Source organism: Sinorhizobium chiapasense, from assembly GCF_036488675.1.
GTDB classification, from domain to species: domain Bacteria; phylum Pseudomonadota; class Alphaproteobacteria; order Rhizobiales; family Rhizobiaceae; genus Sinorhizobium; species Sinorhizobium chiapasense.
This window is the reverse complement of record NZ_CP133148.1, coordinates 39366-53446: the sequence shown is the minus strand read 5'-3', so window position 1 is coordinate 53446 and position 14081 is coordinate 39366. Positions and strand designations below refer to the sequence as shown.

Annotated in this window: 15 protein-coding genes; 2 read left to right on the top strand and 13 right to left on the bottom strand. The window is 61.5% G+C overall.

The features are described from left to right. Nucleotides 1–105: 105 nt before the first annotated feature. Nucleotides 106–537 (top strand): Hsp20 family protein, encoded by a 432-nt coding sequence (locus RB548_RS00250; RefSeq protein WP_331373082.1) that lies wholly within the window; start codon nucleotides 106–108, stop codon nucleotides 535–537. Nucleotides 538–584: 47 nt separating this feature from the next. Then, nucleotides 585–842 carry a BQ00720 family protein gene (locus tag RB548_RS00245; protein ID WP_136506763.1) on the top strand — a complete coding sequence of 86 codons (258 nt, stop codon included), beginning with the start codon at nucleotides 585–587 and terminating at the stop codon, nucleotides 840–842. A 241-nt stretch (nucleotides 843–1083) separates the two neighbouring features. Here the strand turns inward: RB548_RS00245 and trmB are convergent, their stop codons facing one another. The 13 genes from trmB to RB548_RS00180 all read right to left on the bottom strand — a co-directional run bounded on the left by trmB (nucleotide 1084) and on the right by RB548_RS00180 (nucleotide 14033). Continuing rightward, nucleotides 1084–1782: a tRNA (guanine(46)-N(7))-methyltransferase TrmB gene (trmB, locus tag RB548_RS00240; protein ID WP_331373081.1), complete on the bottom strand. Its 699-nt coding sequence runs from the start codon at nucleotides 1780–1782 to the stop codon at nucleotides 1084–1086. 212 nt (nucleotides 1783–1994) lie between these two features. Further along, a complete protein-coding gene (gene metK / locus RB548_RS00235) occupies nucleotides 1995–3278 on the bottom strand; it encodes a methionine adenosyltransferase (protein ID WP_331373080.1) in 1284 nt (427 codons plus the stop codon). Nucleotides 3279–3543: 265 nt separating this feature from the next. Continuing rightward, the gene (locus tag RB548_RS00230; protein WP_153438816.1) at nucleotides 3544–3963 is read right to left on the bottom strand and encodes a helix-turn-helix domain-containing protein; all 420 of its coding nucleotides are present in this window, start codon (nucleotides 3961–3963) and stop codon (nucleotides 3544–3546) included. A 146-nt stretch (nucleotides 3964–4109) separates the two neighbouring features. Beyond that, a complete protein-coding gene (gene lnt / locus RB548_RS00225; protein ID WP_331373078.1) occupies nucleotides 4110–5705 on the bottom strand; it encodes an apolipoprotein N-acyltransferase in 1596 nt (531 codons plus the stop codon). Between the two features lie 339 nt (nucleotides 5706–6044). After that, complete coding sequence (locus RB548_RS00220) at nucleotides 6045–7208, bottom strand: hemolysin family protein (protein WP_331373077.1); 1164 nt, start codon at nucleotides 7206–7208, stop codon at nucleotides 6045–6047. Between the two features lie 12 nt (nucleotides 7209–7220). Next, nucleotides 7221–7727, bottom strand: a complete 507-nt coding sequence (gene ybeY / locus RB548_RS00215; RefSeq protein ID WP_331373076.1) for an rRNA maturation RNase YbeY — start codon at nucleotides 7725–7727, stop codon at nucleotides 7221–7223. A 191-nt stretch (nucleotides 7728–7918) separates the two neighbouring features. Beyond that, the gene (locus RB548_RS00210) at nucleotides 7919–8974 is read right to left on the bottom strand and encodes a PhoH family protein (RefSeq protein WP_331373075.1); all 1056 of its coding nucleotides are present in this window, start codon (nucleotides 8972–8974) and stop codon (nucleotides 7919–7921) included. Nucleotides 8975–9000: 26 nt separating this feature from the next. Further along, the gene (gene miaB, locus RB548_RS00205) at nucleotides 9001–10401 is read right to left on the bottom strand and encodes a tRNA (N6-isopentenyl adenosine(37)-C2)-methylthiotransferase MiaB (protein ID WP_331373074.1); all 1401 of its coding nucleotides are present in this window, start codon (nucleotides 10399–10401) and stop codon (nucleotides 9001–9003) included. 53 nt (nucleotides 10402–10454) lie between these two features. After that, on the bottom strand, nucleotides 10455–11279 hold the full coding sequence (locus tag RB548_RS00200; RefSeq protein ID WP_331373073.1) for a lysophospholipid acyltransferase family protein: 825 nt from the start codon (nucleotides 11277–11279) through the stop codon (nucleotides 10455–10457). Nucleotides 11280–11415: 136 nt separating this feature from the next. After that, nucleotides 11416–11913, bottom strand: a complete 498-nt coding sequence (locus tag RB548_RS00195; protein ID WP_331373072.1) for an N-acetyltransferase — start codon at nucleotides 11911–11913, stop codon at nucleotides 11416–11418. A gap of 6 nt (nucleotides 11914–11919) precedes the next feature. Beyond that, nucleotides 11920–12582: a tRNA (adenosine(37)-N6)-threonylcarbamoyltransferase complex dimerization subunit type 1 TsaB gene (gene tsaB, locus RB548_RS00190; RefSeq protein ID WP_331373071.1), complete on the bottom strand. Its 663-nt coding sequence runs from the start codon at nucleotides 12580–12582 to the stop codon at nucleotides 11920–11922. A 179-nt stretch (nucleotides 12583–12761) separates the two neighbouring features. Then, complete coding sequence (locus RB548_RS00185; RefSeq protein ID WP_331373070.1) at nucleotides 12762–13328, bottom strand: NifU family protein; 567 nt, start codon at nucleotides 13326–13328, stop codon at nucleotides 12762–12764. Nucleotides 13329–13541: 213 nt separating this feature from the next. After that, on the bottom strand, nucleotides 13542–14033 hold the full coding sequence (locus RB548_RS00180; protein WP_331373069.1) for a universal stress protein: 492 nt from the start codon (nucleotides 14031–14033) through the stop codon (nucleotides 13542–13544). Nucleotides 14034–14081: the final 48 nt, after the last annotated feature.

Genomic DNA, 14081 nt, shown 5'->3' with positions numbered 1-14081 from the left:
GAGGCAAGCGGCTTGCACTCGTTGCTCACAGCTACCATATTGCGGCATGGATGCTGCTTGGCAGGTCCGCAAAGCATGGTCGCTTGAGCTGCAAGGACTTGGGACATGAGCAGGATCACGCCCTTTACCAGCCCGCTTCTGCTGGGCTTTGACACGATGGAAAAGACCCTTGAGCGCATCGCCAAGGGCAATGACGGATATCCACCCTACAATATCGAGCGCATTCGCGGCGACGCATCTTCGGATGCGCCTGAGCGGCTGCGGATAACACTCGCCGTCGCCGGTTTCTCCGAGGAGGACCTGGACGTCACGACCGAAGAAAACCAGCTGGTCATTCGCGGCCGCCAGGCCGATATGGGCGAGCGGGATTACCTGCACCGCGGCATTGCGGCTCGGCAGTTCCAGCGCACATTTGTGCTCGCCGACGGCATGAAGGTTCTCGGAGCCGAGCTGCGCAACGGTCTTCTTTCCGTCGATCTCGTGCGGCCCGAACCGGTCCGTATGGTAAAGAAAATTAACATTTCCGTCCCAGAGTAGGATAACCGGCGGGATTCTCCCCTGTCCGGCGACCACGGAGTGTCACCATGGGACTGAAAGCCATCAACACATCGCTGTCGAAGAACGACCTTGCGCATCTCGGCGAGGGCGAAGTCGGCTATATCCGCAAGATGCGTTCGGAGGAGGTCTCCCGTTGTTTCCCGGAAGCGCCAGAAATGGGGCCCGGAATCGACCTGTGGGCCCTGTTCGGCGCCGACGGTACGCCGATCCTCTTGACCGACAATCGGTCCAGCACGTTCTTCAAGGCGGCCGAGGACGATCTTCGCACCGTCAGCCTTCATTAAGCATAGAGATTTCGACCCCGGCTTCACCCCTCATCCGGCCTGCCGGCCACCTTCTCCCCGTCCTGGCGGGGAGAAGGACTTGCGGCGACGTCTCAGTCCCCCCGCCTGCGGGGAGAGGGTTAGAGCAATTCCAGGAAAAGTGTGCAACGGTTTTCCGTCCGGAATTGCGTAATTTCAAAGAGTTAGATCATTTCACTGTTTCAATGAAACGATCTAGGGTGAGGGGCAAATCCACAGGGTCCTAAACGCGGCGAAACGTCAGATAAGCCGAGCTCCGCCCTTCCCGGCGCGCCTTGGCCTCGTAGCGCGTGCTCGGCCAACCCGCGAAAGGGGTAAGCCAGTCGGCTGATTTTTCCGCCATCCACTCGAAGGCCGCGTGGTCGCGGCAGTGAAGCAGCGTCCAATTGACATAGGTGTCGATATCCGAGGCGAAGCAGAAGAGGCCGCCGGGCTTCAGGATGCGCGCAAAGCGATCCAGATTGACCTTGGAAACGAAGCGCCGCTTCCAGTGCTTCCGCTTCGGCCAGGGATCGGGATAGAGCAGATCGATCTGGTCGACGGAAGCCTCCGGCAACCAGTCCAGCACCTGCGTCGCGTCGTCGTCATAGAGCCGGACATTGGCGAGGTCTCGCGCCTCGATCTGCCCGAGCAACTTCGCCATCGAGTTGACGAAGGGCTCGACGCCGATGAAGCCGGTTGCGGGATCCTCCGCGGCGCGGTGAACGAGATGCTCCCCGCCACCGAAACCGATTTCCAGGCGAATGCGCTTCACCGGCTGGGGGAAGAGTGTCGCCAGGTCAGCCGGCGCAGGCTTGGAGAGATCGAGCCGGAGCGCGGGCAGCAGATGCTCGAGATGGGCCGCCTGGCGTTCGCGCAAGGGCTTTCCCTTGCGGCGACCAAAGAAGGCCTCCGTGGCTCTGGCGCGGCGCGGTTCGCTCATTACGATCTTCCTTCAAACAGCAAAGCGGACACTCCACCGGGAGCATCCGCTCTTGATCCCGCAATGTGGTGCGCCTGAATAGCAGCGCACCGGCCCATTGCAATATTTTTCAACGCCGGTGGCTTCGCTGCTGCATGTTTCCTTAATCCGTAGCCGAGTTAAGGATAAAACATGCAGCAATTCAACGTGCTACAGCCCCGTCAACTGCGGCGTCAGGCAGCGCGGCCGGATGCTCTCGGTTCGGAGTAGGCAGCCGCGTCAAGCTCGATCGCTTCCTTCAGCGGCTTGACCAGATCGAGCTTCTCCCAGGAGAACGAACCATCGCGGCCAGCCTTGCGGCCGAAATGACCGTAAGCGGCGGTCTTGGCATAGATCGGCTTGTTTAGGTCGAGGTGACGACGGATGCCCGTCGGCGAGAGGTCCATCGTCTTGCGGATGGCGTTTTCGACCTGGTCTTCCGTGACCTTGCCCGTGCCGTGCAGATCGACATAGATCGACAGCGGCTGAGCCACACCGATCGCATAGGAGAGCTGGATCGTGCAGCGGTCGGAAAGGCCGGCGGCAACGACGTTCTTCGCCAGATAGCGCGCGGCGTAGGCCGCCGAGCGATCGACCTTGGTCGTGTCCTTGCCCGAGAAGGCGCCGCCGCCATGCGGGGCCGCGCCACCATAGGTGTCGACGATGATCTTGCGGCCGGTAAGGCCGGCGTCGCCGTCCGGACCACCGATGACGAACTTGCCGGTCGGGTTGATATACCAGGTGCAGTCGTCGGAGATCTTCAGATCGGCGAGTGCCTCACGGATATAGGGTTCGACGACGGAGCGGACCTTGGCGGAATCCCAGCTGTCATCAAGGTGCTGCGTCGAAAGAACGATCGAGGTGACTTCTGCCGGCTTGCCATCGACATAACGCACGGTCACCTGGCTCTTGGCGTCCGGGCCGAGCTTGGCGACTTCGCCTTCGCCCTTTTTGCGGGCGGCGGCGAGCGTCTGGAGGATGCGGTGCGAGTAGTAGAGCGGCGCCGGCATCAACTCGGACGTCTCGCGGCAGGCATAGCCGAACATGATACCCTGGTCGCCGGCACCTTCCTCGCCCTGCTTGTCGGAGGCGTTGTCGACGCCTTGCGCGATGTGAGCGGACTGGAAGTGCAAGAGCACGTCGATCTTCGCCGTCTTCCAATGGAAACCGTCCTGCTCATAGCCGATGTCGCGGATCGCCTTGCGCGCAGCGGACTTGAACTTCGACGGATTGATGACTTCGTTGCCGTTCTTGTCCTTCTTCAGGAGGCTCGGCGGCAGGCGGACTTCGCCGGCGATCACGACGCGGTTCGTCGTTGCCAGCGTCTCACAGGCAATGCGCACACCCCAGGGATCAACGCCCGTCTTCGCCGCCTCGCGGTAGACCAGATCGACGATCTCGTCGGAAATACGGTCACACACTTTGTCCGGATGACCTTCGGCTACGGATTCACTCGTGAACAGGTAGTTTGCGCGCATGCGGGAAGTCCCCTCAATGAAAGAAGCGGTGCGAACGTGTTAGTGGTTTTGCCGCCGAAAAACAAGCGAACAACGACATAAATATATCTTTATATCGATATTTTCACCTGAATGCTCCCACCACATGCCTCCTTCAAAACATGCAGCCATTCAGAGTGCTGCGGCGTCCTTTGCGCCTCTGACAAGACGCGCGGCAGTCGGGGCAGCGCGCAAAAAAAGCGGCACTCAGGCCGCTTTGCTTTTGTGGTCGGTAGACCGCCCTGGCTTATTCGCTTTCCGCCTCGGCGGCCAATGCCTTTACCAGGTCCACCAACTTCCGGCGCACCTTCGGGTCGGAAATCTTGACGAAGGCACGGTTGAGCTGAAGTCCTTCGGACGATGACAGGAAATCAACCACGTAGTTGGAGCTGGAGGCTTCGGCCATGCCGGATGCGCCGCCGGCGCCTTCCCCTGGAGCATCCTCGAAGAAGAACGACACCGGGACGTTGAGAATTGCAGAAATGTTCTGCAACCGGCTCGCGCCGACGCGGTTCGTTCCCTTCTCGTATTTCTGGATCTGCTGGAAGGTGATCCCCAGGGCTTCACCGAGCTTTTCCTGGCTCATGCCCAGCATCGTCCGGCGGAGGCGAATCCTGCTCCCGACATGGATGTCGATCGGGTTCGGCTTCTTCTTGTTTTCAATCATGTCCGCGTTCCTAAACACGCTGTTTCGGGTGCCCGCAACCTGGCATCGAGCAGATCACTCCGCCGCAACCTTGCCGGCAAACAAGCGCCCCACCCGTGGGTGAAGGCTGAGGGATTCGGCCACTATGCAATTTTAGGGGTTTTAGGTCAATTCTTCCTAATATTAAAACCAGCGCGCGAAAACGCCGCAACCAAAAAGAGTATTCCGGCTATCAACCAGAAGATTCGGCCGCGCGTGACGGTTTCGGTTACGCTAAGCATTTTTCCCGGCAGAATTGTGTCTGTAACCCCCTTGTAATTGTATCCCAATCCTACCACTAAAACGCCACGTGCATCAACAATTGCTGATATACCGTTATTGGCTGCCCGGATCATCGGCCTTCCGGTCTCGACTGCGCGCAACTGCGCCTGGTGAAAATGCTGGCGCGGACCAGGCGTGTCGCCGAACCAGGCGTCGTTGGTGATGTTCAGCAGGAAATCGGCAAGAGGGGCGTTGCCATCGATCTCGTCGGGGAAGATCGCTTCGTAGCAGATAAGCGGATAAGCCGTCCTGCCGCCCGGCAGGGTGAGAAGCGCGCGGCTTTGGGCAGGCGAAAAGCCGCCAGGCATCGAGGCGGCGACAGCGCTTAGCCCCCAGGAGGTGAGAACATCCTCGAACGGCAGATATTCCCCAAAGGGAACAAGGTGAACCTTGTCTGCGGCCCCGACAATCTGGCCGCGATCGTCGATGACATAGATCGAGTTGTAATAGCGCCGCGGCAGGCCAGCCCCCGCATCCTCGACGCGCACGGCACCGGCAATGAGCACCTGCCCGTCGTCCAGAACCTCTGCGATGCGGGCCAGCGCGTCCGGGTTGTCGGTGAGTATGAACGGGATCGACGTTTCCGGCCAGACAATGATGTCCGGACGTTTGCCATCCTCCTCCACCGGCGCGGTCGTGAGAGCGAGATGCTCCTCGAAGACGGATGAGCGTTCGCGGTCATCGAGCTTTTTCGCCTGGTCGACCACCGGCTGAACCAGGCGCACCGTCAACGGGGGCGCCAGCGGTTGGGGCGCCGGCTGGGCGAGGCGATAGAAGCCGAAGGCCAGATGCGCGCCAAAGAGCACGACGGCGATCGCGAGGCCCGTACGCGCGCCCTTCCCGGTGGCGATGAGCGCGGGTGCCGCAAACACGAAGACCGCGAGCATGCTGATCGTCGCAAGGTTCACGACGCTCGCCGACTGCATCATCAGGGGCATCGGCATCAAGGCATAGCCGATGGCATTCCAGGGAAAGCCCGTGAACAGAAACCCACGCAGCCATTCCGCGATGCCGAAGCCGAACGCGAGGGCGGCGATCCTGCCCAGGCCATCGGACCAGAGACAGCGCGCCAGTCCGACTGCGAGTGCGTAAAAGAGCGCGAGAAACGCAGGCAGGCCGACAACGGCGAGCGGCAGCGCCCAGGCAAAAAGATCCGCCTCGATCAACAAGGCGTTGCCAAGCCACCAGAGGCCACCGAGGAAGTAACCGAAACCGAAGCTCCAGCCGACCGATAAGGCCGGCCAAAGCCTTGCGAGCCGGCCTTTTTCAGGATCGCCCGGTGCGCCATCGATCATCCAAACGAGGACAGGAAACGAGACGAAAGCTGCCGCGAAAATGCCGAACGGCGGCTGGGTGAGAACCGTCAAGAGCCCCGCGAGGAAGGCGATAACTGCCCGGGACACCCCGGAGAGGAGCATTATCCTGCCTGCCAGCCCTGCCATACAGCCTCCAAATAGACGCGGAATCACACGTCGACCCCGCGCAGGAAAAACGACCGAATCATTTAGCGGCAGTCTTCCAAAAAAGCGGCTGCTTGTCCCGATCTCATACGTTGCACAGCCCGGCGTCACGCTACTGCATGTTTCCTTAAATCGCAGCCGGTTTGAGGAAACAAACATGCAGTCCTACAGCGTCCTTTGCGCGTCTGATAAGACGCGCGGCGCAGTATAAATCGGAAGAGATTCTCGGGCTGATGCTCGTTCGTCTCACGGTTTCGCCTAAACCGTGAGACGGTCTAACTCTTTGACATTGGGAAGGCGGCGCCGCGGCCGATGGACCGGCTATTGTTCCGACGCCGGCTGTGATCCGGGACCGACCTCGGTGTCGCGGCCGGTGGGCGGCGTTTCAGACGACGTCTCCCGCTCCGTCTTCACCACCCGACGACGGGCCAGCGGGCGCTTGCGCATGATGCGCACGCGTTTGACGCGCCGCGGGTCGGCATCAAGGATCTGAAACTCAAACCCGGGTATGGCCTGAACCACCTCGCCGCGAACCGGAATGCGTCCGAGCGAGGCGAAAACCAGTCCGCCGAGCGTGTCGACATCCTCAAGCTGTTCGCGCACATCGAAATCCGGACCGATCGCTTCGGCGATCTCCTCCAGTTCGACGCGGGCATCGGCGACGAAAACATCGTCCGATGAGCGGGCGAACATCACCTCCTCGTCGTCGTGCTCGTCCTCAATGTCGCCGACGACCATCTCGACGATGTCCTCGAGTGATACGAGACCGTCGGTGCCGCCATATTCATCGATGACGAGGGCCATCTGGATGCGCGCGGCCTGCATGCGTTGCATGAGATCCGAGGCCAGCATCGACGGTGGCACGAACAGAACCTGGCGAACGATGCCCGCCTCTTCGACCGTCTTTCCAAGATCGACGCGCGAGAGGTCAAAGCCCGCCCTTTGCTGGCGCGGCGTCTTTTCCACCGCGGCCGGGGCCGTCGGTTGTGCCTTGCCGTTGCGGCGCCGATTGCGGGCCTGCTTGGTGACATAGGCGAGCAGATCGCGGATATGGATCATACCGCGCGGATCATCCAGGCCCTCGTTGTAGACCGGCATGCGCGAGCGGCCCGACTCCTCGAAAATGACCATGAGCTCGCCGATCGTGATGCTCTGGTCCACGGCCTCGATATCGGCGCGCGGCACCATCACGTCCTCGACGCGAACCTCGCGAAAACGCAGGATGTTGTTGAGCATTGCCCGTTCTTCGGGCGAGAACGCGGCGTTGCTGTCTGCGTCCGTCATCAGAGCGTCAGCGAGATCCTCACGCAGGCTCGACGGGCTTGCCCCGCGCAGCAGGCGCGCGGCGCGGCTCCAGAACGAGGTTGTGGATTTGCTGCCCTCCTGTCGGGGAGTGGCGGTGCTACTACTGCCCGCCTCGGCCTCTCCGGAAGCTTCTGCTTCCTCGGCCGCAACGGCAGCCGGCTGTGTGTTGGTGTCGCTCATCGTTCCAAACTGTTAATCCGGGGACCGGTCCCCGTATGGATCAGATAGGCCAAGACGCGCCAGAATGCGAGTCTCCAGCCCTTCCATTCTTTCCGCCTCGTCGTCGTCCAGATGATCATACCCGAAAAGATGGAGGAATCCATGCACGAGAAGATGCGTCAGGTGCGCGTCAAACGGCTTCTCCATTTCGACCGCCTCGCGCTTCAACGTTTCATAGGCAACGATGATATCGCCGAGCATCGGCCCTGGCATCTTGCCCGGCGTTACAGGAAAGGCCGGGAAAGACAGCACGTTGGTCGGCTTGTCCTGGTTTCGCCATTCCGCGTTGATCGCCCGCATCGACGCATCATCGGTAAAGACCAGAGAGACTTCCGGCGCGTCCGGCGGAAAAGGCTGCCGTTCCTCGCGCACGAGTAGATCGGCCGCTGCCTCGAGAATGCGTGCCGAGAGGGATTGCAGCTCATCTTCCGATGGCCAATCGCCTTCTTCGACGCTGATCTGAATGTCCAAAGCCGTCATGGTCGCAACGAGCCGTCGCTAGATCACGATGATTTTGGGTCGATTCGACCGAAAATCATGAACGTGATCGATTCCAACAAAATAGAGCGGGATGCGCGCGGAAAACCGCATACACCTTTCCTCATCCCGCTCTAAAGCGTGATCCGAAAAGTGGGAAGCGGTTTTCGGACAAATCACGCGATAAACAAGGACTAACGATCGCTCTGCTCGCTCTCGTCGTGAACCGCGGTGTGGCTTTCATAGGCCCTGACGATCCTCGCCACCATCGGATGGCGGACGACGTCGACATCCTTGAAGCGGATTACCGAAACGCCTTCCACGCCATTGAGGATCTGCAGCGCCTCGACGAGCCCCGACTTGACGCCGCGCGGCAGGTCGATCTGGCTGGGATCGCCGGTGACGATCATCCGGCCGTTTTCGCCGAGACGGGTCAGGAACATCTTCATCTGCATCGATGTCGTGTTCTGAGCCTCATCGAGGATTACGGCGGCATTGGCGAGCGTGCGCCCGCGCATGAAAGCGAGCGGCGCAATCTCGATCACGCCCGCGGTGATCGCCCGCTCGACCTTGTCGCCGGGCATCATGTCGTAGAGCGCGTCGTAGAGCGGCCTCAGATAGGGGTCGACCTTTTCCTTCATGTCGCCCGGCAGGAAGCCCAGGCGCTCACCGGCTTCGACCGCCGGTCTCGAAAGAATGATGCGATCGACCGCGCCGCGCTCGAGAAGCTGAGCGGCATGAGCAACGGCAAGATAGGTCTTGCCGGTACCGGCCGGGCCGATGCCGAAGACGAGTTCCGCCCGCTCCATTGCGCGGATATAGGCATCCTGCATGGGCGTCCGCGCAGCGATGGTCTTCTTGCGCGTCGAAATCTGCGCCATCGTCAATTTGGCTTTGCGCTCCATCGTCGGCAACTGCAGTTGGTCGTCGGCAGCGACCGCCATACGAATCGCTCCCTCGACATCGGACGTATCGATCGATCCGCCACTCTGCAATCTTCCGTAGAGATAGTCGAGGGCGCGCCGCGCCTGGTTTGTCGCCATCACGTCTCCCGAGATGGCAACGGAATTTCCGCGCGGCCTCGCATCGATGCGCAGGCGTTCTTCGAGCAACTTCAGATTCTGGTCGAACTGACCGAAGAGCTCACTGGCAAAGCGGTTGTTCTCGAAAGTGAGCACGAAGTGATTGGCGTCTGTCGCAGATGTTTTTGACTGGCGCGATGATGAAGAAATCAATTCGTGTCCGTTCAAGCGGTTAGGCTCCTCGCTCTCGGTCCCTATGCGATCATCTCGGCAAAGAGGCTGTTGGAGCCCGCTTTGATGATTCGTACTTTGATAATGTCACCGATTTGCGATGTTTTTGCATCAACATTCACCGGCTGCAGCCACGGTGAACGACCGACGAGTTGGCCGGGCATGCGGCCAGGTTTTTCCAGAAGCAGATCGATCTCGCGCCCGACGCAGGCCTCTGCGAAGTCGCGCTGCTGCTTCATGAGCAAAGTCTGCAATCTTTCCAAACGCTTGGCCTTCACGTCCTCGGGAACCTGGTCCTTGAGTTCGGCCCCCGGCGTGCCGGGACGGGTCGAATACTTGAAGGAAAATGCCTGTGCATAACCCACCGCCTCGACGAGACGCACGGTATCTTCGAAATCCTCGTCGGTTTCACCCGGGAAGCCTACGATGAAATCGCCGGATAGGGCAAGGTCGGGCTGAGCCGCGCGGATGCGATCTATCAGCGCGAGGTACTCGGCTGCCGTATGACGCCGGTTCATCGCCTTCAGGATGCGGTCGGATCCCGATTGCACCGGCAGATGCAGATAGGGCATCAGCTTCGCCATCGACCGATGCGCCTCGATCAGGCTGTCATCCATGTCGCGCGGATGGCTGGTCGTATAACGCAGGCGCTGAAGGCCCTCGATTTCGGCAAGGCGGACGAGAAGATCGCCCAACCCCCAATCGCGGCCGTCCGGGCCGTTGCCATGCCAGGCATTGACGTTCTGTCCAAGCAGGGTGATTTCGCGCACCCCGCCTTCGACCAGCTTTTCCGCCTCGGCAACGATCTGAGCCACCGGCCGCGACACTTCCGACCCGCGCGTGTAGGGCACGACGCAGAAGGTGCAGAACTTGTCGCATCCCTCCTGCACCGTCAGAAAGGCGGTCACCCCGCGGGCGCGTGTCTTCGCCCTGTCGGGCGCGGGCAAGTGCTCAAACTTGTCCTCGATCGCATAATCCGTTTCGACGACACGCTCGCCACCCCGGGCACGCTGCAGCGCCTCGGGAAGGCGGTGATAGGTCTGCGGGCCGATGACGAGGTCGACCGCCGGCGCGCGGCGAAGGATTTCGTCGCCTTCGGCCTGTGCGACGCAGCCGGCGACGCCGATGACCATTTCGCGGCCTTCGCGCGCCTTCTCCTTTTTCAGCTCGCGCAGCCGGCCGAGCTCGGAATAGACCTTTTCAGCCGCCTTCTCGCGGATATGACAGGTGTTGAGCAGAACGAAATCGGCTTCCTCCAGGACGTCGGTCGAAACGTAGCCGTCGCGCGAAAGCGCATCCGACATGCGGTCGGAATCATAGACGTTCATCTGGCAGCCATAGGTCTTGACGAAGACCTTGCGCGAGGATGCGTGTTCCTCGCCCGGCACCGGCGTTTTCGACAGAAGAGCTGTTTCCTGGGTCATGCGGGGTTCTTTAGTGCATGGCGGCCCAAAGTTGAAGCGTTTTTGGCGGCGCGCTATCGTTCAGCGCGCGCGACGCCCCGATCCAGCCGCGGTCGCCCCCTCAGGCGATCGGACAGCATGCTGCGAATGCGCCGCTCGATCGTGCGGCTCACGTCTTTCCGGTTGGCATGGCGGTCGTAGTCCACGGCCTCGCCGAAATCGACGTCCACGTCCAGCGCGCCTTCCCGCAGCACGCCAAGAAGGTGCGGCAGCAGTCCGATGTCGCCGGGCCATGCGGCGATCGGCCTGTTGTAGCGCCCCATGGGCATGCCGTGGATACCGGTGTAGGAAATGGCGAGCGGCTGGACATGGACCACGCCGGTCGGCGAATGCGGAACCGCAGAAGCGGCGGCGCCGAACAGCGAGGTCTTGATGTCGAGGAGCCGATTGCCGTCGGAGGTCGTGCCTTCCGGGAAGAGCACGACGATCTCTCCATTGGCGAGCCTTCGGCCGATCTCGCTCACCTGGTGGCCGGTCGTGCGCTTCTGGTCGCGCTCGATGAAAACGGAAGCCTGCAGGCGGGCGAGAATCCCGAAGACAGGCCAGGTCTTGACCTCCGACTTGGCGACGAAGACGACGTCGGCCACGGAGGACAGCACCAGAATATCCTTCCAGGACACGTGATTGGCGCTGAGCAGCAATGGACGCCGGCGCTCGGGCTCGCCATGAACGTGAACCCGAAGCCCGAGCAACAGGCAAGCCACGCGGTGCCACAACCGCGGCAGCCAGCGCCGCGGCTTAAGATCCAGCCACAGGCAAAAGATCTGCACCGGCATCAGCACCAGCGAGACCAGCACCAACAGCACGCCGCACAGGGCAACCCGGACCCAATTGATCATCCGCGAAGGCTTTCCAACCCGCTCATCTTTCCTTCATCGTTCGGCCCCGCGCGGTAGCACATCCACCACATTCGAAACGCCGCCATGCGCATCCGAACGGGAGGCCTGCAAAGCCGGACCAAGGTTGTGAATCGGACTAGCGAAGATCGAGTCGCATGACAAGCGCCGCCGTGCGCGCTCCTGTCGACCCCTGGTAGTAGGCCCGGCGTTCGCCGACCTTGAGGAAGCCGAGTTTCTGATAGAGACCGAGTGCGGCCTGGTTAGTTTCATCGACTTCGAGGAAAAGCGCCTCTGACCCTTTGACGAGCGCCTCACGCATGGCCGCTTGCATCAGGCGCCAGCCGAGACCGGATCGGGTGAAACGCGGGTCGACGCCGATGGTCAGGATTTCCGCTTCGCCCGCCACGGCGCGCGAGAGCACAAAACCGCCGAACGCAGGACGAAAGGCGCCGTTCGTCTGGCGCGCCACGAAGCCGAAAACGGCATCCTGCGACAGCAATGCGTGAATTTCACCGTCGCTCCAGGGTGATGCGAAGCGCTGGCTATGTAGCGCCGCCGCGGCAACGAGGTCGCCATCCTCGAGCGGGAAGATATCGAACTCCGTCCGACGGGTGAAATAATCGGTCAAACTCATCGCGGTCTAGGCTCGGCTTACGGCGAAACCTGCCTGAGGCTTCGCATCCGGTCCACGCAAGTATAACGGTTTCGGCTTGCCTGAAGCTGGATCGGCGCCGGCACCCAGCCGGCCAACGACGGCCATGTCGATATCGTCCAGCGTTCCGCTTGCCTGCACATGGCCAACGAGGGAAGCGCCGGAGCCGCAAACGATGCCTTCGAAGCCGGAAAACCGCTCGCGCGCCGCCGTGACCGACAGAATTTCGGGCTCGCCCCTTGCTCGGCCAGAGGCATCGAAAAGCTGGGCATAGACCTCGTCCCGCTTCGCGTCGATGACGACGAGAACCGCCGCCTTGCCGGACGTCGCCAGCCTGGCGCTTTCGGTGGCAACCTCAAGCGTGGTGACGCCGACCGCCGGCTTGCCAAGGGCAAGCGCGAGACCACGCGCGGCCGCGACGCCGACGCGAATTCCGGTAAAGGATCCGGGGCCGATTGTGACGGCGATACGATCGATATCTGCAAGCGTCCTGTCGGCGGCGAGTAGTGCCTCGTCGACGAACTCCATCAAACGCTCGGCGTGGCCGCGTCCAATGTTCGCACCCGCGCAGGCCACGACCTCGGCGGACGCGCTGTCATAAACAGCAACGGAGCAACCGCTGCCGGATGTGTCGATGGCAAGCACTAACATGTCAGCCGCAATGGCCTCCCTCCATTGCTTCGCGCGCAGATCCGGCGCGAAGTGCCCTACAGCGCCCCGCGTCCTTCAGACGCGCAAAGGACGCGATAGCACTTTGAATTGCTGCATGTTTAAGGCATGCAGTGACGCCCGCTCCCGCGCGTGGTGGGCAGCGACGCGACAAGGCCGGATCAGACGGATTCGACTGCTTCGACTTCCGGGACAAAGTGGCGCAACAGGTTCTGGACACCGTGCCTCAACGTCGCGGTCGAAGACGGGCAGCCCGAGCATGCGCCCTTCATGTTCAGGAACACTGTGCCGTCCTTGAAGCCACGGAACGTGATGTCGCCACCGTCCTGGGCAACGGCCGGACGAACACGCGTTTCAAGCAATTCCTTGATCGTGGCAACGATCGCTTCGTCGCCCTCGTCGAAGAACTCGCCTTCCTGGTCCGCCTCCTCGGCGCGCCCGGCGCCCGACATGACCGGCTGGCCGGACATGAAATGTTCCATGATCAAGCCGAGGATGGCGGGCTTCAGGTGTTGCCACTCCTGCCCTTCCTTGCTGACCGTGATGAAGTCGTAACCGAAATAGACGCCGGTAACGCCCGGGATCGAGAAAAGCCGGGCCGCCAGGGGAGATCCCGCACGGGCTTCTTCTTCGCTCCGGAATTCGGCCGTGCCGTTCTCCATCACCACCTTGCCCGGCAGGAACTTGAGCGTGGCCGGATTTGGCGTGGCTTCCGTCTGGATGAACATCTTTCTCTCCGTTTCGCCGGAAGCGGTTCCCGCCGGCTCTTTAGAATTGTTCAAAAATATAGGTGCTTCGCGCCGGCCTCGCAAGGGCGCATCCCGTCGCACCAGGACTGTAACGATCGGGTCCCGGGAAGCGTGCGCAAGACGGCTTCTTCCCGATTTGGCAACGGCGCGATTGCGGACGGAAAGCCTTCGCGCACCTTCCCTGGAATTGCTCTAACTCAGTGCGTCTATTTCCTCGTCCGTCAGCATATCGGGAATGACGGTCACGGGGATCGGAAAGGCCGCGGCCTTCCCCGCGATGGACGACACCAACGGCCCCGGCCCTTCCTTCGCCGATCCCGCTGCAAGCACAAGAATGGCGATGTCGCGGTCGTCCTCGATCACGGCGTGGATCTGCTCCGTGGCGATCCCTTCCCGAATGACGATTTCCGGTTCGATACCGATGTTTTCGCGCACCGTCTGGGCCACCTTTGCCAGCGTCGCCTCGGCCTCTTCACGCGCTTCCGCCCGCATGATCTCCTCGACCCCCAGCCACTGCTGGAAGTCGCCATCGGCGATCACGTAGAGCAGCACGAGGCCGCCGTTGGAGTTCTTCGCGCGCATACCGGCATAATGCACGGCTCGGTTGCATTCGGGTGTATCGTCGATCACCGCCATGAATTTGCGGCGATGACCTTCCAGTCGCGAGAGTCGGGTTGAAACCATGCGGCGAACATTACATTGCCGTTCGCCGCCCGCAAGGTCTCATTTTTG